The 21,739-nt window shown below is 67.2% G+C and carries 24 protein-coding genes; 6 read left to right on the plus strand and 18 right to left on the minus strand.

Features of this window, described 5'->3' with window-relative positions; translation table 11 throughout:
• Nucleotides 1–56: 56 nt before the first annotated feature.
• The 3 genes from Q0R27_RS03675 to Q0R27_RS03685 all read right to left on the minus strand — a co-directional run bounded on the left by Q0R27_RS03675 (nucleotide 57) and on the right by Q0R27_RS03685 (nucleotide 4,158).
• Nucleotides 57–215, minus strand: coding sequence for a Flp family type IVb pilin (locus Q0R27_RS03675; RefSeq protein ID WP_293941074.1), 159 nt, complete (start codon nucleotides 213–215; stop codon nucleotides 57–59).
• A 187-nt stretch (nucleotides 216–402) separates the two neighbouring features.
• Nucleotides 403–2,628 (minus strand): VacB/RNase II family 3'-5' exoribonuclease, encoded by a 2,226-nt coding sequence (locus Q0R27_RS03680; protein WP_293940988.1) that lies wholly within the window; start codon nucleotides 2,626–2,628, stop codon nucleotides 403–405.
• Nucleotides 2,629–2,715: 87 nt separating this feature from the next.
• Nucleotides 2,716–4,158 carry a M28 family peptidase gene (locus tag Q0R27_RS03685; protein WP_293940991.1) on the minus strand — a complete coding sequence of 481 codons (1,443 nt, stop codon included), beginning with the start codon at nucleotides 4,156–4,158 and terminating at the stop codon, nucleotides 2,716–2,718.
• Between the two features lie 228 nt (nucleotides 4,159–4,386).
• Here Q0R27_RS03685 and Q0R27_RS03690 point away from each other — a divergent pair, with 228 nt between their 5' ends.
• Genes Q0R27_RS03690 through Q0R27_RS03715 form a run of 6 tightly spaced genes read left to right on the plus strand, consistent with a single transcriptional unit; the run spans nucleotide 4,387 to nucleotide 10,838 of the window.
• Entirely contained in the window at nucleotides 4,387–5,805 is a 1,419-nt protein-coding gene (locus tag Q0R27_RS03690) for an aldehyde dehydrogenase family protein (RefSeq protein ID WP_293940994.1), read from the plus strand.
• A complete protein-coding gene (locus Q0R27_RS03695) occupies nucleotides 5,805–6,203 on the plus strand; it encodes a RidA family protein (RefSeq protein WP_293940996.1) in 399 nt (132 codons plus the stop codon). Before Q0R27_RS03690 ends, Q0R27_RS03695 begins: the two co-directional genes overlap by 1 nt.
• Before the next feature lie 19 nt (nucleotides 6,204–6,222).
• On the plus strand, nucleotides 6,223–7,365 hold the full coding sequence (locus Q0R27_RS03700; RefSeq protein ID WP_293940999.1) for an acyl-CoA dehydrogenase family protein: 1,143 nt from the start codon (nucleotides 6,223–6,225) through the stop codon (nucleotides 7,363–7,365).
• Between the two features lie 13 nt (nucleotides 7,366–7,378).
• The gene (locus tag Q0R27_RS03705; protein ID WP_293941001.1) at nucleotides 7,379–9,001 is read left to right on the plus strand and encodes a class I poly(R)-hydroxyalkanoic acid synthase; all 1,623 of its coding nucleotides are present in this window, start codon (nucleotides 7,379–7,381) and stop codon (nucleotides 8,999–9,001) included.
• On the plus strand, nucleotides 9,001–10,068 hold the full coding sequence (locus Q0R27_RS03710) for an enoyl-CoA hydratase/isomerase family protein (protein WP_293941003.1): 1,068 nt from the start codon (nucleotides 9,001–9,003) through the stop codon (nucleotides 10,066–10,068). The genes Q0R27_RS03705 and Q0R27_RS03710 overlap by 1 nt, the downstream gene beginning before the upstream one ends.
• The gene (locus Q0R27_RS03715) at nucleotides 10,065–10,838 is read left to right on the plus strand and encodes an enoyl-CoA hydratase (RefSeq protein WP_293941006.1); all 774 of its coding nucleotides are present in this window, start codon (nucleotides 10,065–10,067) and stop codon (nucleotides 10,836–10,838) included. The genes Q0R27_RS03710 and Q0R27_RS03715 overlap by 4 nt, the downstream gene beginning before the upstream one ends.
• Before the next feature lie 160 nt (nucleotides 10,839–10,998).
• Here Q0R27_RS03715 and Q0R27_RS03720 read toward each other — a convergent pair whose 3' ends face one another.
• The 15 genes from Q0R27_RS03720 to Q0R27_RS03790 all read right to left on the minus strand — a co-directional run bounded on the left by Q0R27_RS03720 (nucleotide 10,999) and on the right by Q0R27_RS03790 (nucleotide 21,733).
• Nucleotides 10,999–12,162, minus strand: a complete 1,164-nt coding sequence (locus tag Q0R27_RS03720) for an OmpA family protein (protein WP_293941008.1) — start codon at nucleotides 12,160–12,162, stop codon at nucleotides 10,999–11,001.
• A gap of 154 nt (nucleotides 12,163–12,316) precedes the next feature.
• Nucleotides 12,317–12,814 (minus strand): DUF2793 domain-containing protein, encoded by a 498-nt coding sequence (locus tag Q0R27_RS03725; protein ID WP_293941011.1) that lies wholly within the window; start codon nucleotides 12,812–12,814, stop codon nucleotides 12,317–12,319.
• A gap of 10 nt (nucleotides 12,815–12,824) precedes the next feature.
• Complete coding sequence (locus tag Q0R27_RS03730; RefSeq protein ID WP_293941014.1) at nucleotides 12,825–14,975, minus strand: phage tail protein; 2,151 nt, start codon at nucleotides 14,973–14,975, stop codon at nucleotides 12,825–12,827.
• 3 nt (nucleotides 14,976–14,978) lie between these two features.
• The gene (locus Q0R27_RS03735; protein ID WP_293941016.1) at nucleotides 14,979–15,386 is read right to left on the minus strand and encodes a peptidoglycan endopeptidase; all 408 of its coding nucleotides are present in this window, start codon (nucleotides 15,384–15,386) and stop codon (nucleotides 14,979–14,981) included.
• Nucleotides 15,383–16,192 carry a DUF2163 domain-containing protein gene (locus tag Q0R27_RS03740; RefSeq protein ID WP_293941019.1) on the minus strand — a complete coding sequence of 270 codons (810 nt, stop codon included), beginning with the start codon at nucleotides 16,190–16,192 and terminating at the stop codon, nucleotides 15,383–15,385. Before Q0R27_RS03740 ends, Q0R27_RS03735 begins: the two co-directional genes overlap by 4 nt.
• Complete coding sequence (locus Q0R27_RS03745; RefSeq protein ID WP_293941022.1) at nucleotides 16,189–18,489, minus strand: DUF2460 domain-containing protein; 2,301 nt, start codon at nucleotides 18,487–18,489, stop codon at nucleotides 16,189–16,191. The genes Q0R27_RS03740 and Q0R27_RS03745 overlap by 4 nt, the downstream gene beginning before the upstream one ends.
• A complete protein-coding gene (locus Q0R27_RS03750; protein WP_293941023.1) occupies nucleotides 18,486–19,058 on the minus strand; it encodes a tail tape measure protein in 573 nt (190 codons plus the stop codon). The genes Q0R27_RS03745 and Q0R27_RS03750 overlap by 4 nt, the downstream gene beginning before the upstream one ends.
• Nucleotides 19,058–19,282: a phage tail assembly chaperone gene (locus Q0R27_RS03755; RefSeq protein ID WP_293941026.1), complete on the minus strand. Its 225-nt coding sequence runs from the start codon at nucleotides 19,280–19,282 to the stop codon at nucleotides 19,058–19,060. Before Q0R27_RS03755 ends, Q0R27_RS03750 begins: the two co-directional genes overlap by 1 nt.
• Nucleotides 19,279–19,593, minus strand: coding sequence for a gene transfer agent family protein (locus tag Q0R27_RS03760; protein ID WP_293941028.1), 315 nt, complete (start codon nucleotides 19,591–19,593; stop codon nucleotides 19,279–19,281). Before Q0R27_RS03760 ends, Q0R27_RS03755 begins: the two co-directional genes overlap by 4 nt.
• Nucleotides 19,590–19,997, minus strand: a complete 408-nt coding sequence (locus Q0R27_RS03765; RefSeq protein ID WP_293941031.1) for a phage major tail protein, TP901-1 family — start codon at nucleotides 19,995–19,997, stop codon at nucleotides 19,590–19,592. The genes Q0R27_RS03760 and Q0R27_RS03765 overlap by 4 nt, the downstream gene beginning before the upstream one ends.
• A gap of 24 nt (nucleotides 19,998–20,021) precedes the next feature.
• Nucleotides 20,022–20,396, minus strand: a complete 375-nt coding sequence (locus Q0R27_RS03770; protein WP_293941033.1) for a DUF3168 domain-containing protein — start codon at nucleotides 20,394–20,396, stop codon at nucleotides 20,022–20,024.
• On the minus strand, nucleotides 20,393–20,602 hold the full coding sequence (locus Q0R27_RS03775) for a hypothetical protein (protein WP_293941035.1): 210 nt from the start codon (nucleotides 20,600–20,602) through the stop codon (nucleotides 20,393–20,395). The genes Q0R27_RS03770 and Q0R27_RS03775 overlap by 4 nt, the downstream gene beginning before the upstream one ends.
• Complete coding sequence (locus Q0R27_RS03780) at nucleotides 20,599–20,925, minus strand: head-tail adaptor protein (RefSeq protein WP_293941036.1); 327 nt, start codon at nucleotides 20,923–20,925, stop codon at nucleotides 20,599–20,601. Before Q0R27_RS03780 ends, Q0R27_RS03775 begins: the two co-directional genes overlap by 4 nt.
• Nucleotides 20,922–21,452 (minus strand): hypothetical protein, encoded by a 531-nt coding sequence (locus Q0R27_RS03785; protein ID WP_293941038.1) that lies wholly within the window; start codon nucleotides 21,450–21,452, stop codon nucleotides 20,922–20,924. Before Q0R27_RS03785 ends, Q0R27_RS03780 begins: the two co-directional genes overlap by 4 nt.
• A complete protein-coding gene (locus Q0R27_RS03790) occupies nucleotides 21,452–21,733 on the minus strand; it encodes a hypothetical protein (protein WP_293941040.1) in 282 nt (93 codons plus the stop codon). Before Q0R27_RS03790 ends, Q0R27_RS03785 begins: the two co-directional genes overlap by 1 nt.
• Nucleotides 21,734–21,739 lie beyond the last annotated feature (6 nt).

The following is a 21,739-nucleotide window of genomic DNA, read 5'->3' on the forward strand; positions in this document are numbered from 1 at the left end:
AAACGAAAACGGCGGCGTCTTTCGACGCCGCCGTTCGCGTAACCTTGCGGTCAACCTTACTTGAGGTTGCCCGAAACGTTGTTGAACGTCGAGTTCAGCTTGGTGCCGATGCCCTGCATCGCGCCGATGGCGGCAACCGAGATCAGAGCGGCAATCAGGCCGTACTCAATCGCGGTGGCACCCTTTTCGTTCTTGATCAGCTTGAGAAACTTCAGCATGTCCGGTCTCCTATGTGTTCCACGAGAGGACCCGTGTCCCCCGACCAGCACCCGTCCAAGCGGCGCCGGTTGAGAGAAGAACTAGACCCGGAAAATTGAGAAAGACTTAAACCGATAGGTTAGCGCGGCTTAACCATAAGTTTTTTCTACGCGCGACATTCCCCGCGATTAACCGGACATGGCGTCACGGCTTTCGACCGCCCCTGCCGCCACCCTGATGGCGGATATTTGCGGGCCGCCCGCGGCGCGGACCGCGCGGCGCTGTCCGGTCCTTCCTCGGTGCCGCGAACTTGCCCTGCGGCAACTCGAAGCGCAGCGCGCCCGACACGGGGTTGGCCTCGACCAGCTTGAGCTCGAGCTTCTGGCCCATGCGGAACGTTTCGCCGCTGTCATCACCGACCAGCGCTTTTGCGGCCTCGTCATAGCGGAAATATTCATTGCCGAGGATCGCGGCGGGTACCAGCCCGTCACCGCCCAGCCCCTCGACCGTAGCGAAAAAGCCGAACGGCTGGACCCCGCTGATACGGCAGGGAAGCAATTGCCCGACCCGGTCCGCCAGAAAGGCCGCGACATAGCGGTCGATAGTCTCGCGCTCGGCCTCCATCGCGCGGCGTTCGAGCATCGAGATATGCTCGCCGAGCGTTTCCATCCCGGCCGCCACGCCGTCCGAAATCCCGCCCTCGCCAAGCTGGTACGACCGAACCAGCGAGCGGTGCACCGCGAGGTCGGCGTAGCGGCGGATCGGCGAGGTGAAGTGGGCGTAACTGCCCAGCGCGAGGCCGAAATGGCCAAGGTTCTGCGGGCCGTAGCGCGCCTGCATCTGGGTGCGCAGGACCTGCTCCATGATCTCGGGGCGCGCGTCATGGGCGCCGACTCGCTCAAGGATATGGTTGAAGGTCTGTGGGCGGATCACCTGGCCGAGCGCGAATTCAATGTCGAAGGTCGCGAGATAATCCTTGAGCGCGGTCAGCTTCTCGCGGCCCGGCGCTTCGTGGATGCGGTACATCACCGGCGCCTTCTTCGCCTCAAGCGCCTTGGCCGCGGCGACATTGGCGGCGATCATGTAATCCTCGACCAGCCGGTGCGCATCGAGTCGTTCGCGCGGCGCGACCGAGAGGATGCGGCCCTTCTCGTCGAGCATGACGCGGCGCTCGGGCAGGTCGAGTTCGAGCGGCTGGCGTTTTTCGCGGGCGGACAGGAGCGCGCGCCAGCAGGACCACAGGGGCTTGAGCGCGGCTTCGACGATGTCGGGGTCGACGAGCCCGGCCATCCCGTCAATTGCCGCCTGCGCGTCTTCATAGGCGATGTTGGCGGCGACACGGATTTTCGCGCGGGCAAAGCGCCACGATTTGAGCGCGCCGTCCGTGCCGACGACGAGGTGGCAGGCGAGCGCGGCGCGGTCCCTGCCGGCCTTCAGCGAACAGATGTCGGCCGACAATTCCTCGGGTAGCATCGGCACGACGCGGTCCGGGAAATAGACGCTGTTGCCCCGGGCGCGGGCTTCCTTGTCGAGCGCCGAGCCTTCGCGGACGTAGAAGCTGACGTCGGCGATGGCGACGATCGCGTCCCATCCGCCGTCATCACGCGCGGTGGCCCAGATCGCGTCGTCATGGTCGCGGGCATCGGCCGGGTCGATCGCGACGATAGGGAGATGGGTGAGGTCCTCGCGCTCGCCCAGCGGCTGTTTCGCGACCCGCTCGGCCTCCTCGATCGCGTCCTCGCCGAACACATCGCGCAGGCCATGCTTGTGGATCGCGATCAGGCTGAAGCCGCGCGGCGCGAACGGGTCGCCGAGAATCGCGTCGACCCGCGCGGTCACTCGCGGCGGGCGGCCCGACGGTTCGGCCAGGACGAGGTCGCCGACCTCGGCGTTGTTGAGGTCAGAGATCATGAACTCGCGCCGCTCGCGTTTGTCCACGGGGGTCAGGTAATGGCGGCTGCCCTCGGCGCGCACTACGCCGAGCAGCATCTCGGCCGACTTGGCGAGCAGCTTCATCGGGTGGGCGACATGCCCCTTCCCCGCCTCCTCGGTCCGCGCGAGGATGCGGTCGTTGAGCGCCAGCGCCGAGCGCCGCCCCTTCTCGATCACGCGCAGCCGCGGCGGCGGGGTCTCGGCGTGCCATTGTTCGGGCACCGCGAGCACTTGCCCATCCTCGATCGACACCACCCGCAGCACGGTCACTCGGGGCACCCCGCCCGTCTTGTGGAAAGCGCGACCGGGAGCCGAGTCGATCAGTCCCTCGTCGGCCATGTCCTTGAGCAGCGCTTTCAGCAGAATCTTCTCATGCGGCGAAAGGCCGAAGGCACGCGCGATCTCGCGCTTGCCGGCGGGCTGCCCCGATTGCTCAATGAATTCGAGGATCTGCTTCGGGGTGGGAAGGCCCTTGGCGGGGTGCGAGGTGCGATTCATGCGCTCCCATTAGCCGTCATTGCGGGCGAAGCGAAGCAACCCGGTCGGCGTAGTGCTAGGTTGCTTCGCTTCGCTCGCAATGACGGGTTACTTCTCTACCGGCGGCGCGACATAAGGGCGGAACGCGCCGCCGGGGACGGCGCTGGCGACGGGGCTTTCGAAGCCATCGGCCGAGACCGAGGAGACCCCAAACACCCAATCGTCGACGCGGATATGGGGGAGGACAGCCTGGCATTTCAGATCGAACGATTCCGTCATCATGAGCCCAGTAGTGGGGGCATGGAGGGCACTATTTGAAAAACACGCCCACTTCTCTCGGACCGACTTTTGATCAGTCCAACTGACTGCGTCGGTCCGCCGCCAGCGCACAACATGGCTAACCGCGCCACGAACCGGTTTCCAAGTAACTTTCGTATCGGTGCTCACCGCGCCTTCAACCACTGGCTCCGGCGGCGGTGGGGCGCTCGCAATCGCCGCGAGGGCGGCGACGTTGAGCTTGGTCACCTTCGCGAGGTACGCAAAGTCCATATGGTCGATGGTGTCGCCATATGCTTTCCCCTTCTCGACGCGCACATCCTGGTGCTGCCAGTCGTAATTCTCGACCGCGACCGAGAAGCGCACCGCAGGATAGCCGGCGTTGAGAAATTCGGTGTGGTCGCCGCCGCGCCCGAAGCGGTCGTTGCGCCAGATCTGCCGCACGTCGAGCCCGATGGCCAGCCGGTCGGCGAGGCTGTCAAGGAACCGCGAGATGTTGCGCGACGGCGAATCATTCTCGCCACCCTGGCTGCGCTGCGCCTGGGCCAGATCCTCGCGCCCCTGCCAGCGCGGCCCTTCGGAGAAGATGCGGACGTGGGTCGAATCGCAAATCCCGTCCGACCCGCAGACATTGCCGATGATGTCGTTGTTGAGGTTGGCAATGATGTTACAGCCTTGTGTCTTGACGTAATCGGCGAGCAGCTTGCCCCCATACAACCCTTGCTCCTCGCCCGAGAGCAAGGCGTAGACGATCGTCCCGCGGAATTTATGATTCGACAACACGCGTGCCGCCTCGAGCACCGCCGCCGAGCCCGACCCGTCGTCGTTGGCGCCGGGCGCATCGGCGGTGGCGTTCATCGGGTCGGTGACGCGGCTATCGATGTGCCCGGTGATGATCACGACGTCGTTCGGCCGCTCGGTCCCACGCTGGATGGCGATGACGTCGGTGAGCCTGGTCGGCGTGGGGACGCGCTCGCCCTCGACGGTGGTCGTTGGTCGCTCGATGACGAGGCACCCGCCGCACGCCGCCGACTCGGCCTTGAACCGCGCCTCGGCCCAATTCAGCGCCGCGCCGATGCCGCGTCTGGGATCACTCTGCGAGGACAGCGTGTGGCGCGTCCCGAAGCTGACCAGCCCCGCGACATTCGCCCGCAATCGCTCGGCGCTGACCGGCGCGACGATGGCGCGGAGGCGCTCGTCTGGGGACGGCGGCGCGGCGGCGGTCAGTAGTGGGGTGGCGATCAGACCGAGCAATAGCAAGCGAACCAGACGCATTTTCGAACCTCCGACAGGCAAATGCCAGGTTCGGCCGATCTTGCGCCGCCGCCCCGCCGCTGGCAATCTTCGCCGGCGTCCGGGCGCATCCCGAAAATCCCTTTGCCCCCAAGAGCGTTGACTGGCAAAATAGTCGGTGACAAGGCGACCGGCGAATCCGCCATCGCGACGAACCGGTTTCCCGTTCGACGGGCGAGCCTCGCCGGAACAGCACAGGAGTTAGATACCGTGGCCACCGCCCTGAAAATCGAGACATCGTCGGACGCCGAGCAAATATCCGCGCTGATCGCCCGTTCGCGCAAGGCGCAGGAGCAGATCGCCAACTATACCCAGGAACAGGTCGATGCGCTGATCCGGGCGATGGTGTGGGCAGTGGCCAAGCCAGGTGTCGCCGAAATGATCGCGCGCCACACCGTCGAGGAAACCCAGCTCGGCAATTACGAAGGCAAATATCTCAAGATCTTCCGCAAGACCCGCGCGACATTGATGGACATCATCGACGACAAGTCGGTCGGCGTGATCGAGGAGGACGCGGTCCGCAATATCGTCAAGATCGCCAAGCCGGTCGGTGTGATCGGCGCGCTGTCGCCGTCGACCAATCCCGAGGCGACGCCGGTGATCAAGGCGATTTGCGCAGTCAAGGGGCGCAATTCGATCATCGTCGCGCCGCACCCGCGCGCCAAGCTGACCAACAAGCTGATCTGCGACCTGATGCGCGAGGCGATCGTCAAGATGGGCGCGCCGGCCGACATCGTCCTGTCGATCGACGTGCCCTCGATCGAAAAGACCAACGAGCTGATGCGGCAGTGCGACCGCATCCTCGCCACCGGCGGCGCCGCAATGGTTACGGCGGCTTATTCCAGTGGCACCCCGGCGCTGGGAGTCGGCGCCGGCAATGCCGTGATCACCGTCGACGAGACCGCCGACCTCGACGACGCGGCCGAGAAGATTCGCCTGTCCAAGACGCTCGACCTCGCCGCCTCGTGCAGTTCCGACAATGCGGTGATCCTGGTCGATGCCATCTATGACGACATGCTGGCCAAGCTGGTCGCCAAGGGCGGACTGGTGCTCGACGGCGCCGACAAGGCCAAGCTCCAGGACGTGATCTGGGTCGATGGACACATCAACGCCAAGGTCGTCGCCCAGACGCCGCAGTTCATCGCCGGCGTCGCGGGCTTTGCGGTGCCGGACGATACCCAGTTCTTCATCGTCCCCGAAACCGGGGCCGGTCCCGATCATCCCTTCTCGGGCGAGAAGTTGACCGTGACGATGGCGCTTTACCGGGCGAAGGACCTCGACGAGGCGATCGCGCTGACCAACCGCATCCAGGCCTATCAGGGTCAGGGTCACAGCTGCGGCATCTATTCGCGGTCGGACGCCAACATCATGAAGCTGGCGATGGCGACGCGGACCAGCCGCGTCATGGTCAACCAGCCTCAGGCGGCGTCGAACAGCGGCAATTTGTGGAACGGGATGCGCCAGACCTTCTCGCTTGGCTGCGGCAGCTGGGGCGGCAACGGCACCAACAACAACATCACCTGGCGCGACCTGATCAACGAGACCTGGGTGTCGAAGCCATTGGCGGTACCCAAAACCTTGCCGAGCGACGAGGTGCTGTTCGGCGACATCATCGAAAAGCTCGGCTGATGACCGCGTCGGGGCGCCGGTCGACGGCGGGTAGTTCGCCCTTTGAGGCGAGCTTCGGCTTTTCGCGGGCGGTGCGGGTGGGTGACCGAATTCTCGTCTCGGGCACCGCGCCGGTCGAGGCGGACGGATCATCGACCCCCGGCGACGCGGCCGCGCAGACCCGCCGCGTGTTCGCGATCATCCTCGCTGCGATCGAGGAGCTCGGCGGGACCGCCGCCGACGTGGTCCGGACGCGGATGTTCATCGCCGACCCGGCCGACGCCGCCGCGATCGGCGCGGTCCATGGCGCGATGTTCGGAAAGATCCGCCCCGCCGCGACGATGGTCGTCGCGCAGCTCCTCCGCCCCGAATGGCTCGTCGAGATCGAGGCCGAAGCGATAGTGGCAAGCCCGGCCTAGCCTTGCTAGGGCGACACGCATGAGCCAGTTCGACCTCACCGACGACCAGCGCCAGATCCAGGAGATGGCGCAGAAATTCACCGCTGATGCGATCACGCCCCATGCCGCCGAGTGGGACGAGAAGCACGTCTTCCCGCGCGATACGATCCGCGCCGCGGCGGAGCTCGGCTTCGGGTCGATTTATGTCAGCGAGGAAGGCGGCGGGATCGGGCTGGGGCGGCTTGAAGCGGCGCTGATCATGGAGGCGATGGCCTATGGCTGTCCCTCGACCAGCGCGTTCATCTCAATCCACAACATGGCGGCGTGGATGATCGACCGCTTCGGCTCGGCCGAGGTGAAGGCGAAGTACCTGCCCTCGATGGTGACGATGGAGCGGCTCGCCAGCTATTGCCTGACCGAGCCCGGGTCGGGGTCGGACGCAGCCGCGCTCAAAACCAAGGCGGTTCGCGACGGCGATGATTATGTGGTGTCCGGCTCAAAGGCGTTCATCTCCGGCGGCGGCGAGAATGAGCTTTACGTCACCATGGTCCGCACCGGTGAGGATGGACCGAAGGGTATTTCCTGCCTGGTGATCGAGAAGGACATGCCGGGCGTGTCGTTCGGCGCGCCCGAGAAGAAGCTCGGCTGGCATTCCCAGCCTACCGCCCAGGTCAATTTCGACGAAGTCCGCGTGCCGGTCGCCAACCGTGTCGGCGGCGAGGGCGAGGGGTTTCGAATCGCGATGCTGGGGCTCGACGGCGGGCGACTCAACATCGGCGCCTGCTCATTGGGCGGCGCGCAACGCTGCCTCGACGAGGCAGTCGCCTATACCAGGGAACGCAAGCAGTTCGGCCACGCCATCGCCGACTTTCAGGCGACGCAGTTCACGCTGGCCGACATGGCAACCGACCTCGAGGCAGCGCGCGCATTGCTCTACATGGCGGCGGTCAAGGTCACCGAAAATGCCCCCGACAAGACGAGGTTCGCGGCGATGGCCAAGCGGCTCGCGACCGACAATGGCTCGTCGATCGTCGACCGCGCGCTGCAATTGCACGGCGGCTACGGCTATCTGCAGGATTATCCGATCGAGCGTTTCTGGCGCGACTTGCGCGTCCACTCGATCCTCGAAGGAACCAACCAGGTAATGCGAATGATCATCAGCCGCGACCTCCTTCGCCAGTGACAGGGATCATCGCATGACCAAAGTGTCGGGACTTCCATTCGATCCATTCGCCCTTGCGCGGGCGACGGGGGAATCGATAGCGGGGCTCGCCGCGCAGCCGGCAGACCTGCTCGACGTCCAACTCGCGGCGGCCAAGCAGTGGGGCGATTACTGGTCGTCGCTGATGACACCGGGCGAGAAGGTTCGCGACCGCCGGTTCGCTTCGCCCGAATGGCAGGACGATCCTTATTTCCGGGCGGTTCGCGATGCCTATCTCCTGGCGTCTGAACAGTTGCGCGGCGCGATCGGGCAGTTCGGCGGCGACGGGTCGAACGCGGCGATGGCGCGCGTCCTGCTCGACCAATATATCAACGCTGTCTCGCCGACCAATTTCGCCGGGACCAACCCGGCGGTCATCGCTCGGGTCAAGGAAACCGGCGGCAAGAACCTGATCAACGGCTTCTTCAACTTGATCGAAGACATCGCCAGCGGCAAGGGCATCGTCAAACGGCGTTCCGATCACGATGCGTTCGTCAAGGGTGAGACGATCGCGGCCACACCGGGCGAGGTCGTCTTCCAGAATGCGCTGTTCCAGCTGATCCAGTACACGCCGACGACGGCGAAGGTGGCGGCCGAGCCGCTGCTTTACGTCCCGCCGCTGGTCAATCGCTTCTACATGATCGACCTGGTGCCGCGGTCGAGCCTCATCAAGTGGCTCGTGGACCAGGGGCAGACGGTGTTCGTCGTCTCGTGGGTCAATCCGACCGCCGAGCACAGGGACAAGAGCGTCGAGGATTATGTCGTCGACGGCGTCATCACGGCGATCGAACAAGTGCGTAAGCGGACCGGGACGGCGCCCGACCTGTTCGCCTTCTGCCTTGGCGGCACGCTGGTCGCCATCGCGCTGGCGCGGCTGGCGGCCAACGGGCGAGGGAACGAAGCCAATTCGGCGACGCTGATCGGGACGTTGGTCGACTTTTCCGACATGCGCGACTGGTCGGCGTTCGTCCATGAAGGCCATCTGTCGATGCTCGAGGATCGTCTCGAGCGTCAGGGATATATTGACAGCGTCGAGCTGCAGCGGTTGTTCGCGGCGATGCGCGCCAACGATCTCATCTGGTCGTCGGTGGTCCAGCATTATCTGCTCGACCAGCCGGCGCCGGCGTCGGACCTGCTTTATTGGTTCGAGGACGGCGCGCGGATCCCAGCGGCGTTCATGACATCCTACAATCGCCAGCTGTTGCTGGAGAATCGGCTGCGCGAGCCGGCCGGCTTCGCGGTGCGGGGCGAGCCGGTCGACCTCGCCGCGATCACGGCGCCGCTGCTGGTCGTCGCGCTGAAGGAAGACCATGTCTCGGCGTGGGAAGCGGTGTATGGCGGCGCGGAGTTGCTGGGCGCGGACTTCATTCTTGGCGGTTCGGGTCACAACGCCGGGGTGATTAACCCGCCTGCTGCGAACAAGCATGGCTATTGGACGAACGATACGCAGCCCGACTCCGCCGGCGCATGGCTCGACGGCGCGACCCGCCACGACGGCAGCTGGTGGCCGCACTGGGTCGGCTGGCTCGGCGCGCACCGCTCGGGAAAGCAGGTTGCGGCGCGCCGTATCGAGGGCGGGATCGAGCCCGCTCCGGGATCTTATGCAAAGGCTGATTGATGACGATGATGACCGATGAACTCCGCAGCTTCGTCGATGGACAAGCTGGCCGGCTCAGCCTGAACCGGCCCAAGGCGCTGCACGCGCTTAACTTGACCATGGTCCAGGCGATGGCGCACGCGCTGCTCGCCTGGCGCAACGACCCGGCGGTGCGGATCGTGATGATCGATCATGCCGAGGGGCGCGGTTTTTGCGCCGGAGGCGACGTTGTCGGCATCGCCAACAACGTCGCCGGGCATGAAGAAGCGGCGCGCGCCTTCTTCTTCCACGAATATCGGCTCAACCATCTGATGTACACTTACCCGAAACCGGGCGTGGCCTTCATGGACGGGGTGACGATGGGCGGCGGTGTCGGCATCTCCTGCCCGTGCCGCTATCGCGTGGCGACGGAGAACACGCTGTTCGCCATGCCCGAAACCGCGATCGGGATTTTCCCCGACGTGGGTGGCGGGCGATATCTATCGCGGCTGCGCGGGCGGCTGGCGCAATTCCTCGCGCTGACCGGCGCGCGGTTGAGCGGGGCGGAGTGCAAGGCGTTGCGGCTTGCGACCCATTATTTGCCGAGTGCGTCCCTGAAAGAAGCCAAGCACCGGATAGCGGCGGATCCTTACCGGGTCGAAGCAATCCTCGACGAGCTGGCGATCGACCCGCCCGAAGCGCCGATCATGGGCCGCCTGGCGCTGATCGACAAATGCTTCGCGTCGAACTCGCTGAACGAAATCCTTGCCGCGCTGGATGCCGGGGCGACCGTCAGCGATACATGGTGCGCCAAGGAAGCGAAGACCATTCGCGCCAAGTCGCCGACGGCATGCAGCGTCACATTGAAGCTGCTCGTTGAAAGCCCAATGAACCTCCATTTCATCGACGAGATGAAGATGGAATATGGCATCATGGTCCGGCTGATCCGCCATCCCGACTTTCGCGAAGGGGTCCGCGCGCTACTGATCGACAAGGATAATGCGCCGCGCTGGTCGGCGCCGGCCGAGGTCGGTTCCTTCTTCGAGCCGCTGCCGCGCGACGAGGCATGGTCACCATTCCCGGCCGATAACAACGAGGCATTCCAATGAGCTTCGAAACCATCCTCGTCGAACATCGCGGCGCCGTCACTCTGGTCACGCTCAACCGCCCGCAGGCGCTCAACGCGCTCAACTCAGGGGTGCTGCGCGACTTGATCGCTGCCTTCGCCGCTTATGACGCCGACGATACACAGCGCTGCCTCGTCCTCACCGGCTCGGAAAAGGCCTTCGCCGCCGGTGCCGACATCAAGGAGATGCAGGCGCAGGGGTTCGCCGACATGTACGGATCGAACTTCTTCGCTGGCTGGGAGAAAGTCACCGCGACGCGCAAGCCATGGCTCGCGGCGGTGTCGGGCTTCGCGCTCGGCGGCGGCTGCGAGGTCGCGATGATGGCCGACTTCATCATCGCCGCTGACAGCGCAAAATTCGGCCAGCCCGAGATCAAGCTCGGCGTGACGCCGGGGATGGGGGGGTCGCAGCGGCTCACGCTAGCGATCGGCAAGGCCAAGGCGATGGAGATGTGCCTCACCGGCCGGATGATGGGCGCCGAGGAGGCCGAGCGCGCTGGCCTGGTGGCGAGGGTCGTCCCCGCTGCCGACCTGCTCGACGAAGCACTGAAAACCGCGCAGGCGATCGCAGCCATGGCCCCCCTCGCCGCGATCGCGACCAAGGAAATGGTCAACGCCACCTTCGAGATGAGCCTGGCCCAGGGCATCGCCTTCGAGCGCCGCCTGTTCCACGGCCTGTTCGGTACCGCCGACCAGAAGGAAGGTATGGCCGCCTTCGTTGAAAAGCGCCCCGGCAACTGGACCGGCCGCTAGTCCTTTTTCGGAAATAGGCGGTGGCAGCCGCAGGCTGACGGAAGGGTCGGCACCACAAGCGCCATCTCTGCAAGACGCAAAAAGGCCCCGAAGGATCGCTCCCCCGGGGCCTTTTTTCTGTCCGTGGACGGGAGGGCCGCCGAAGCGACCCTCACTCCCCTTACATGCCCGAACCCGGACCGTAAGTGATTTCTACGCGGCGGTTCTGCGGCTCGCGGACACCGTCGGCGGTCTCGACCAGCGGACGGCTCTCGCCGAACGCCTGGGTCGTGATCGCACCGTCGGCGATACCCTTGCCCGCGAGATACGCCTTCACGGCGTCCGCACGGCGCTGCGACAGCGCAACGTTGTAGGCGTCCGAACCCGACTTGTCGGCGTGACCGGCCAGCATGACCGAGGCACGACCGGTCTGCGCATAGGCAGCCGCGGCGTTGTCGAGGATCGCCGCTGCTTCCGGCGTGATGTCCGACTTGTCCCAATCAAAGAACACGATGAATGGACCAACCGGAACCGGAGCCGGAGCCGGGCAAGCCGACGCCGCCGGGATCACCGAACCGTCCGGGCACGTCTGCGTTGCAGGCGGCGGCGGGGGGGGCGGCGGCGGGGGCGGCGGCGGCGGGGGCGGGGGCGGGGGCGCCGCGAAGTTGAAGATCAGGCTCGCCAACAACGAGTGCGACCGGAAGCGCCCGTTATAATTCTCGACGCCGGTCACGACCGTGTCGTTGAACCGCAGCTTATTTACGGTGAAATAACGATACTTCAGGCCGATGTCCATGTTCGGGCTGATCGCCTTGCGCACGCCGGCAATAGCCTGCCACGCAAAGCGGCTGTCGCGATCGGAGACTCCCGAACCCAGCGACGGCACCGACACGTCATACTTGACGCGGGCAATACCGGCGCCGCCGCCGACATAGCCGTTCCAGCCATTGTCGTCGCCGAAGTCGAGCAACAGGTTGGCCATCGACGAGAGCGCCGATGCATGACCGTTGGCTCTGAAGTCGCCCGACGGATTCGTGACACCGGCCGACGTCCGGACATCCTTCAGTCCCGCCCGTTTGTAGCCGATTTCCGCTTCTGCGCGCAGGAACCCGAAATCGTAACCGCCGATCAGATCGCCGTCGAGGCCGGTCTTGTGATTGATGACGATACCGTCGGCGACGTTGAGCACGGTAACTCCCGCGCGCGTCTTGGTATAATCGAAGTGTGTGTCTTCGACGAGCATGGCACCGCCTTCGACCCCGACATACCACGAGTGGTCGCGAGCGACCGCTGGGGTTGCCAGGGCTGTCGAAGCGAGCGCCAGCGTGATGGCCAGCTTCCGCATGTTAATCCCCTTTTCAGATGCGTTCAAAGAGTGAACTGCATAAACACTTTATGGGGAGCCGCGGTGCCGCGCAAGTCAACGATATGCAAAGCCTGTTGCGCAAATACATCAATTCAGCCTCGATTAGCTGTTAAGTGACTGCTCAATGTCACTCTTATGGCGCGATCAGACCATGCGCCCGAAGCGACGATAAAATGCTGCTGATCGTGGCGCGCGCTTGCGCATCGTTGGTCGACCCGCCCACCGTGTCGCTGATCGCCGGCCGCCGCGGTCCGACCACCGCAGTCCCGTCGACCATCAAGCCAGTCGCTCGCACGGTGCCATAATCCCATCCAGCGGCCCCGCGGTGGATCGCCTCGATCCCCTCGCTCGCCACGACCGCGCGCAATCCCTCGCGCGGGACGACGAAGCGCCACCCGCCGTAGGTCGCGATCGCCAGCTGGTCGGCCTTGCCGGCCCACGCCCCGCTCGCCCCCGCCGCGACAATGTAGCAGGCGCCAGACACCGGGCTAGCCGGCGGACTGGCCAGCGCGCGTTGCTCGACACAGGCGGCAACGCACCCGTCGAGCAGCACGAGCGCCTCGTTATGGGCGATTTCCTTCTGCGCCTGGCCGGCGATTAGCAGCGGCAATGAAAGTCGGCTCGTCGTCATCTCAGGCTCCCTATAATGTCACGATAATCACGGCAGCGCGCGACACCGCGCGGTCGCCGACTTGCACGACCGAAATGCTCACCACACCCGCGTCGAACGGCGAAAGCTCACTGGCGGCCAACACCAGCATCGGCGCGTCGCTATCCCACACCCGTTCGACCGCACCGGCCGCGATGCGCACCTGATAGTGCTCGAGCGCCTCGCCCAGCGGCGCGTCGACCCCGTCGCTCCAGCCCCAGCCGAACCGACTCCGCCTCACCCACTCGATTCGCAGCCCGCCCGCGTTCCCGACCGCGTTCACCGCGCACGGCGACGGCGGCCGCAACGCCTCCCCCCCCGCCACTCGCCGCGCCGCGACCGCCGCGCCATCGCCAAGTCCTTGCGCCAGCGCCGCGACCTCGGCCCCGACCATCTCGCCCGGCAACGTCACCGGCGTCAGCCGGTCAGCCTCGATCAGCACGAACATCTCGCCGACACCGTGCCCCGCCATCGCCCATTCGCTCCCGCGCCGCCCGCGCAGCAGGCGAGACAGCCGAAACCGCCCCGCCCCGATCATGTCGGCCTGCCCAAACTGGATCAGCTCGTCGCCCAGCGCGGCGAGGTTCGTCCCCATCGCCAGCGCATCATCATCGCAGCTGGTCAGCCAGGCATCGCAATTCACCAGTTGCACCACAACCGACGACACATCGTCTCGAACCGCCGTACTTCCTACCGCCAGCGCGCTCGTCACGGCCCCGACGATCGCCGCGCGGTTGATCGTCACCATCGCACGCTCGGACCCATTGGCGGTGATCCTCACCACCACCGGTCGACACGCCCCCGCACTCGACGCCGCGATCATCAGGGTCGGCCCCGCCTCGCCCGTGCCAAGGTCGGGCAGGTCGAGTAACACCAGCCGCGTCGCGCTCGCCGCCACGTCGGCCGACCCGCTAGCCCGCCCGCCATCGGCGGCAAGCGCTGCCGCCCCTCCCGACCGCCGCACCAGTTCTGCCGTCACCACCAGCGCCGTCACCTCCACGCTCGCAACATCCCAGTCGCCCGTCAGCCCCGCCCCGCGCACCGTGTCTCCCGGCTGCAAATCAATGAATGCCGGCGGCAACTGCACCACCGCCCGCTCGCGCTCGGCCCACATGCGCGCCAACCGCGCCTCGGCCAGCGCCCGCGCGGCGTCCACTGTCAGCACGGCGGCAAGATCGACCGACAGATGCGTCCGCCCGCCCGCCTCGCCCGCGCCCGCCCGCCCCGACTGGTAATCGCGCGCCGGATCATAATAGCCGAGCCCAAGCCCCGCCGGCATCTCGCCCAGCGGCCGCCGCGACCGCGCCATCTTCGCGGCGCCCTTCTCCGCGACGGCACTGCCCGGATCGGCTTCCGCCACCGTCCGCGAGACCGCTCTCCGATCGCCGACCACAACACCTTCATCGCGCAGCCGAAGCCCAAACATTTCCACAATCGGCGTCACCGCCCCGCGGCGGTCGCTGCCATGCGCCGCATAGCCGCTCAGTGCCGCCACCGCCCCGCTATCGATGACTCCGCCGCTAGCATCGCCAATCACCGCGCCGACCTCGACCGCGCCCTCGTCGCCGACCACCTCGAACGTCAGCAACGGGATGCGATTGCCATATTCGGCCAGCGCGAGATCCTCGAACACCGCCAGCGCCAGCCCGCGAAACGCCGACGTCGCTCCCGCTCCTTCGACCGCCGCGATCAGCGGATCGACCGCCTGCCCCTCGCCACCATCGTGGAACCGCACCGTCCCCGCGACCTTCAGATCGCCCGCCGCGCCGCGCAGCAATTTCCCGTCCGCCCAGATCCGCCCGATCCGCACCGTCCGCCGCGACGACAGCGCAACTGCAAAACTCGCCGTATAGCTATAGCGCAGGCTGTCGCTGCCGCCCTTGCCGCCGCTGACCGCCTGCTCACCTTCCTTGAGGTCGGTCGCCCATATCAGGCTCCCGGCGACCCGCATCGTCCCGTAAATCCGCGGGATCATCGTCCCGTACGAAGCCGTCTGGATCGTTAGGTCGCCCAGCCGAGGCCCCCTTCGCGGTCCGCTCCCGAACAGTTGCTGATCGACCGCTTGCCCGACCAGGCTGCCCAGCGCGCCGCCAACAGGTCCCCCCAGCGCGGTCCCGACCGCGCTCAGCACCAATGTCGCCATTGCTCAAATCCCTCGCGTACGACGCCGAAACACCGCCACCACCGGCCACGGCGTCGCGCCCGGCCGTTCGACCACGCCATGCCGGACATCGGCGTGGATCATCCCGTCTCCGCTCGACACGCCAAGATGCAGCACCCCCGGCCCCGCCCACAGCACCAGCACATCGCCCGGCACGACCCGCGTCCGCGCAATCCGCCGAAACCATGGCACCAGCCCCGCCTCGATCTCGCCCCGCGTCACGCCTCGCAGCGCATAATCCCGCCGCCCGCTTCCCGCCGGAAGTCCATGCGCCGCGAGCACTAATCCCAGGCAATCGATGCCCTGTTCGCGCGACCGCCCCTGCAGCCGGAACCGTGTTCCCACCAGAGCCCGCGCGCGGTCTACCGCGACGGCGCCCGCAACCACGCTCATGCCCCCGGATACCGCGTCAGCAGGTCATTACCCGGAACGTGCGGCTCGCCGCGAAAATTGACGACGTTCGAAAAGCGCGCGGAGCAGGTTGCGATCATCTTGTCGCACCCCTCGCGCAGCTCGACCCGATCACCCACCGCGACCGCACCCGGCGCCAGCTCGCGCACCCGCACGTCCGTCCCCTCACAGCCCCAGATCACGGTCTTCAACCCGGTGTTGGCCCCGCTCAACCAGCGCAGCCGCCCGAACAGAACCCGCCCCTCCGCCGCCCTGTCGATCGTCACCCGATCGCCGTCGCACGCCACCACCACCGCCCGCACTGTCCGCCCGGCCATGTCAACCCGGCACCGCTCATCCCCCAGGCTCGCCCGGCACGTCGGCGACGTCACCGGACACACAGGCGCATCGAGCTTTGCCGCGCCCCCGCGCAGCTCAGCCGAATACGTCTCGCCATCGACCGCGACCTCGCCGATCTCACCCCCGGCCAGGATCATTGCGTCAGCCGCCGGATCGCTCCAGTCGACTGCGCTCAGCGTCACCGCAGCCCCGTCCCAGCGACCCGCCGCCAGGTCGACCGCGCCCAGCGCCCCGCTCGTCACCGCTCCCGCGACTTCGCCCGACCCCGGCTCCAGTCCACCCTTGCGAACGATCCCCGCCGGCATCATCCCCGGCGCCGCCTCGTACCGCACCCCGTCATGCTCGACCGCCCGGTCCACACTGGTCAGTGCGCACCCCGCGCCATCCCTCCGCTCGAGCCGCCAGCAGAACGCCAGGCTGGTCAGCGGCCCCTCGCTGATCCGGCTCATGCCTCGCGCACCTCGATCAGCGGCACGCTCGGCGCCGCGCCCGCCAGGAAACTCGCCCGGTTGATCTCGAGCCGATCCTCCGCAAACCGCACCGGCACGTCGAACAGATACCCTGCCGTCACTGCCTCCCCGGTCACCGGCGCGACGTCGAACAGCAGCTCGCCGCCCGCCTCGACCGTCCACCCCGTCGCTCGGGCGACCCCGCCGACCGCGACCACTACCGACCCAGCCACCGGCCGCGTGATCCGCCGCTCCTCGCCGCCGCCGTAATGCTTGACCAGCGCGAACCGCACCCGCGCGCCATCGCCAGTCCCGAGCAGTTGGTCCGAAACCCCCGCCACCCCCGTCATCCCGCTCGAACTGCAATCGTAAGGATCGCGAAACCGGAACCCGACCGCGCTCCCCCGCCGCGCCCGAAAGAAAGCGATCAGCGCCTCCAGTTCGCCATCTCCGCGCACCCCCGGCCCGGCATCGAACCGCAACCGAGCGCTCGCCCAGTTCGCATTGCGAAACTCATGCCCGCTCGCCGATGTCACGACATTGGTCGAAAAACCCGGCGCAACGCTTGCCTCGACCCCGATCGCAATCGGGAAATCGACCTCGTCGAACGCATTCATCTCATCGTCTCCCCCGAACAAGGTCAGCCCATCGCGCATGATTTGCGGCAGTGCCCAGATCAGCACCTGGCGCACTCCTCGCCCCCGCGCCTCGTCCGCCGCCGCGACGATCGCCCGCCAGTCCGCGCGGGCCGTCCCCGCCGCCGCGAACCCGCTCAAATACTGCTGCTTGTCGGGCCCGTACCCAAGCCGCGCCTCGACCGCCGCATAAGCCCCCCGCCGCCGCTGGTCAGCGCCGTCGGTAACCCACTCATAATCCTCGAGCTGGAGCACATCTGCCGCCGGCAAGGCCCACCCCACCGGCAAATTCGCCCGCCGAACTTCGGGCGATGCCGGATCGAGCGGCCCCGGCAGATAAACCAGCAGATGCGTCACCACCGCCGCGCTCACCGCCCGCGCCGCCGCGAAGATTCCCGCCGTCGCGCTCGACAGCAACACCCCCGCCGCATCGAGCAGCGCCCGTTCGCCCGCGCTCTTGCTCCCGCGTATATCCCCGATCACCACCGGCGACCCGCCGAGCGCCGCCCCTAGAACAGCCCGCGCCGCATCGTCATACAGACAGATCCGGTGATCCGCCGTCACCCACCACCACGGCTCGCCGACCTGCACCCGAGGCACCAACCCTGCCTCGACCGACAGCCCCACGAGTTGCGCCGCGATCCGCTGCAGATAGCCCATCGCGCCCGCATTCGCCGGCGACAGCAACACCGACGGCGGATCGTAAGCCGTCAGCCCCTTCGCCCCGTCGCTCGTCCGCTGCGCCCACGCATCGGGACAGCGGCTCTCGGGCAATTCGAACGACAACGACCAGATCAGCGCATAGCCATGCGCCTTCGCCGCCCGCGCCAGATCGCGATGCCACGCCAGCGCCGCCGCATTCACCCCGGCGCTCGCATCGACTCCGCCCGCCCCCGTCAGCGTCGAATAATGACTCATCCCGATGTAATGATTGATCGTCCCGCGGTAGCCGAGCTTCTCCGCCGCCGCGACAATCCGCTCAGGGCTCAGATCATAGCAATCGTCGTAAGCCGTGCAGATCCCGACCGGCAATTCCGGCGCCACGCAATCGTTGATCGCGACCACGCTGCCCGGCCCGTCACAGGCGATCTCCGAAACCCGCACCCGCCCCGCCGCGACCCGCATCGCGCTCGATCCGGCCGCATAGTCAGGCGGCACCAGGCTGATGAACATTCGCGAAATGCTGCGCACAAAAATCCGCTCGCCGGGCATCGTATAGCCCGCATCGAGCGCGTCGAAATCGAGCTTGATCACGGCATCCCCCGCCGTCCCGACCGCATAATTCCACAGCCGCACATACCAGGCGCGCTCCGCCCCCGACGCGTCGCGCCCCTCGATCGTCAGCGTCGCGCCATTCGCGCCATCGAGCCCGATCAGCCCCTCCGCCTGCCAGCGAAAGCGCAGCACGCACCCCGAATAATCCTCGCTCGTCTCACGCGCGTGCGCCGCGTGCGCCCGCCGATCGCGGCTCTCGAAGATCAGCCCGACCAGATCACCCTGGCGCACGAACGACGCTTCGACGTTCAGCGAATGCCCGTCACCTCCCGTCACGACGCTGGCGCTCGCCCCGCCCGGAAAATCGACCGTCCAGCCCAGCGGATCGAACCGCTTCACCCAATCGCGATCGAGCGGCGCATCGCCCCGCGTGAACCACAGATTCATCGCCCGTCCGCCAGCGCCGACCGCACCGCCCGGGCCACTTGCCGCGACGATTGCCGCAGCACCCCCGGATCGCCGGGGCTTGGCGTGACGATCGAAATCGCCACCCGCACATCGCGCCCGCCGCCTCCGCCACCCGCCGGCTCGATCCGCCCAGCCCCCGACGGCACGAACATCTCGGGCCCGCGCTCACCGACCATATAAGCCCGCCCCGCACTCACCGGCCCGCCCGTCGCCCGCCCCGGCAAGCCGAACACCGACCCCAGCGCACTCGCCACGATTGCCCCGATACCGCCGACCGCCCCGCCGCCGCCCGAGCTTCCGAATGCATTGCGCATCGACGCATTGGCGATCTCGCCGAGCGCGGTCAGCGCGACCTTCTTCAGATCGTCGAACCCGAATTTCCCCGACATCACCGCCTTGCCGAGCGCGCGCTCGATGGTCAGCCCCGCGCGCCCCGCGCCCGACGCCAGCGGCCCCTCCAATTCCCCGCGCATCGCCGCCACGTCGCGCGCGAACGCGGTCGTGTCGGCGCGCACGCTGACCACCATCTGGTCGACGAAATCGCTCATCATTGTTCCCCGTCATCATCCGGAAATCGCGCTAGCAATTCGCCCAGCGTCGCGCGGTCCGCCGGCTCCCCGCCAGCCTCGGTTACCCCACCCAGGGCAGCCGCCATCTCGGCCGGAGTTGCATCCCAGAACTCCCCCGGCCGCCACCCGAGCAACACCGCCGCCGCTCCCGCCAGCCGCGCCGCGCCCGCGCCGAATTCAGGCGCGCCGAAGGACAGGCTCACCCCCGCCCCTGCAGGATCTGCCCAAGCAGCAGCCGCAGCACCGGCGTCACCTTTGCCAGCCCCATCTCGACTACCGCCTCGCCGATCGCCGCTCGCGTGACCCCCGTCGGGCGGCCCTTCGACACATGGTCGAACAGCGCCACCATCTCGCTCAAGCCCAGCCGCCCCTCGCTCGCCCGTTCGACCAGCGCGAACAGCGACCCCAGCTCCTCTTCCGCCGCCACCAGTGCCGAGAAACTTGGCCGCAACACGACCGTCTCGCCGCCGACCACCAGGCTCGCCTCCCCCCGATAAGGGTTGGCGCCACTCACAGCGAAACCACCGGCCCCGAGCTTTCGAGCGCCATCGTGTACGCCCGCTCGCCATTGTAATCGCCCGAATAATCGAGCTTGTTGACGACGAAGCTCCCGCGCATCCGCTCGCCGCTCTCGAAGCTCAATTCATAAGTCTGGATCACCCCCGACAGCGCGAGGCCCCGCACCTGCACCTCCGCCGCGCTCCCCGTGAAAATCCCGCTCGCTGCAACCGACACCGACCGCACCCCCGCGCCCGACAGCAGCTCGCGCCACCCGCCGCTGTCCTTGCTCGTCACCGCGACCAGGTCGCCGTTGATCGCCAAATTGGTCGTCTTCAGCCCCGCCACCGTCGCAAACGTCGGGCTCGCCCCGCCGCTGCCGATCTTGAGCAAAAACGCGCTCCCCCGTTCCGCCGCCATGTTCGTTCTCCCCGTTTGAAAAAATCAGGCCGCCAGCAATCGCGCCCTAAAATCGATCGCCACCGCCCACGGCCCCGCGACATCGCGCACCACTCGCCGCCGCAGCAATTGCACCGAAACCAGCTGCCACCCCGCGACGTCGCGAGTGCCGACTACGCACCCCTCGACCGCGTCGCCCAGCGCCGCCAACCCGTCGGCCCGCGTGTCCCACAAGGTCACTGCCAACCCGACTTCGCGCCCCGCGCCCGACTTGTGCCCCCAGTCGCTCTCGCTTGCCGCATCGAGCGCCACATAAGGAAACCCGGCTCGCGCCGGCGGACCGTCATAAACTCCGTCGAGCAGCCCCAGCGCTGCCAGCCGCCCCGCCACCGCCGCCTGCAGCGCCGCCCCCGCGCTCACTGGATTCGCCCCCGAAGGCGCAGCTGCGAATCCTCGAGCATGACGCGCATCAGGTCAGGCCCGCTCGCCACGATCCCCCGCGCGTCGCGCGTAATTTTCATCAACACAGACACCTCGTTGAGGATTGCCTCGGCCTCTGCCAGCCGCTCCTCCACGCGCTTCTCGATCAGCGCCATTCCACGCTCGATCAACGGGTCCAGCATCATGACCTCACCTCCTCGCATCGCATGACAATCCGGTCGGGGCTGCGCGGGTCGCCGATCAGTTGGCGGATCGCCATCTCCCGCGTCCCCCACCGCACCCGCATGTCGATCGCGATCCCGTCGCGTTTCCGGATCGTCACGACGAACCGCGGCATTGCGCTCAGCGCCATGCCCTGCGCCTCCGCCCCCGCGCCCTCGGGCGCGATCGATGCTAGGCAGTCGGCCACCTTGTGCCAGCCGAACTGCTGCACCCCGATCGACGTCCGCGCCTCGGTCGGCGCCAAAATCGTCACCCGCTCGCGCAGCGTTCCCGCGAATTCGGTCACGACATCCGCATCCGGCGATACGGCCGCCACAGCGCTGTCACCGCGGCCGGCGGCTCCCCGCCCGACCCGTCGCGCTGCGCGAACAAATGCCCGACCAGCCGGACGATTCCCTGCCGCAGCGGTTCGGGCACCCCATTGCGATCGCTCGCCAGCCCGGCCGTCGCGGTCACCCGCACGCGCCCCGACCCGGCCCCCGTCAACCGGACCCAGCCGCCGCCGTGTGCATCGATATCGACCGCGTAATCGCCCGAGGTCAGCACCACCGCCGACCCGTCGACCGCGACCATCTCAACCGCTCCGATCGCCCGCACCGGCGTCGCGCCGAGCCGCTGCCACGCCGCGCCCGCGCTGAGCACCTCGACCACTTCGCGCGCCACCACCACCTGGCCGATGAATGCCTCGCACAGCGCGCTCGCTGTCCGGATCAGCCCGGCGACAATCGCCTCCTCCTCGCCAGTCTCGATCCGCACATATGCCTGCGCCTCGGCCATCGTCACCGCCGGCAACGCCCCCGCCGCGACGCTCATCACCGGTCCTCCACGCGCAGCAGGATCGACCGCGTATCCTCGCGCTGCGTCACGAACCGCACATGGTTGGCCAGCCGGTACAACCGTCCGACCACGCCCCCGCCGACCTTCACGCTCGTACCGAGCAGCCCGAATTCGCTCGATATCACCGCCAGCCCGCCGGGTTCGTCGGGCTCGACGCTCCACGTGCTGGTCACGATCTCGTCCTCGTTCAGATAATCAGCGCCCCAATCGACCGCATAGTCGAGCAGCGCCGCCGGATCCTTCAGCAGCAGCGTCATCCGATG

The organism is Sphingomonas sp. (assembly GCF_025362505.1).
Lineage (GTDB): Bacteria > Pseudomonadota > Alphaproteobacteria > Sphingomonadales > Sphingomonadaceae > Sphingomicrobium.

Bases quoted from the DNA above. Each gene is read 5' to 3' on its own strand.
- Q0R27_RS03680 (WP_293940988.1), bottom strand. From the start codon at position 2,628: ATGAATCGCACCTCGCACCCCGCCAAGGGCCTTCCCACCCCGAAGCAG.
- Q0R27_RS03685 (WP_293940991.1), bottom strand. From the start codon at position 4,158: ATGCGTCTGGTTCGCTTGCTATTGCTCGGTCTGATCGCCACCCCACTA.
- Q0R27_RS03695 (WP_293940996.1), top strand. From the start codon at position 5,805: ATGACCGCGTCGGGGCGCCGGTCGACGGCGGGTAGTTCGCCCTTTGAG.
- Q0R27_RS03700 (WP_293940999.1), top strand. From the start codon at position 6,223: ATGAGCCAGTTCGACCTCACCGACGACCAGCGCCAGATCCAGGAGATG.
- Q0R27_RS03705 (WP_293941001.1), top strand. From the start codon at position 7,379: ATGACCAAAGTGTCGGGACTTCCATTCGATCCATTCGCCCTTGCGCGG.
- Q0R27_RS03710 (WP_293941003.1), top strand. From the start codon at position 9,001: ATGACGATGATGACCGATGAACTCCGCAGCTTCGTCGATGGACAAGCT.
- Q0R27_RS03715 (WP_293941006.1), top strand. From the start codon at position 10,065: ATGAGCTTCGAAACCATCCTCGTCGAACATCGCGGCGCCGTCACTCTG.
- Q0R27_RS03720 (WP_293941008.1), bottom strand. From the start codon at position 12,162: ATGCGGAAGCTGGCCATCACGCTGGCGCTCGCTTCGACAGCCCTGGCA.
- Q0R27_RS03725 (WP_293941011.1), bottom strand. From the start codon at position 12,814: ATGACGACGAGCCGACTTTCATTGCCGCTGCTAATCGCCGGCCAGGCG.
- Q0R27_RS03730 (WP_293941014.1), bottom strand. From the start codon at position 14,975: ATGGCGACATTGGTGCTGAGCGCGGTCGGGACCGCGCTGGGGGGACCT.
- Q0R27_RS03735 (WP_293941016.1), bottom strand. From the start codon at position 15,386: ATGAGCGTGGTTGCGGGCGCCGTCGCGGTAGACCGCGCGCGGGCTCTG.
- Q0R27_RS03740 (WP_293941019.1), bottom strand. From the start codon at position 16,192: ATGAGCCGGATCAGCGAGGGGCCGCTGACCAGCCTGGCGTTCTGCTGG.
- Q0R27_RS03745 (WP_293941022.1), bottom strand. From the start codon at position 18,489: ATGAATCTGTGGTTCACGCGGGGCGATGCGCCGCTCGATCGCGATTGG.
- Q0R27_RS03750 (WP_293941023.1), bottom strand. From the start codon at position 19,058: ATGAGCGATTTCGTCGACCAGATGGTGGTCAGCGTGCGCGCCGACACG.
- Q0R27_RS03765 (WP_293941031.1), bottom strand. From the start codon at position 19,997: ATGGCGGCGGAACGGGGGAGCGCGTTTTTGCTCAAGATCGGCAGCGGC.
- Q0R27_RS03775 (WP_293941035.1), bottom strand. From the start codon at position 20,602: ATGATGCTGGACCCGTTGATCGAGCGTGGAATGGCGCTGATCGAGAAG.
- Q0R27_RS03785 (WP_293941038.1), bottom strand. From the start codon at position 21,452: ATGAGCGTCGCGGCGGGGGCGTTGCCGGCGGTGACGATGGCCGAGGCG.
- Q0R27_RS03790 (WP_293941040.1), bottom strand. From the start codon at position 21,733: ATGACGCTGCTGCTGAAGGATCCGGCGGCGCTGCTCGACTATGCGGTC.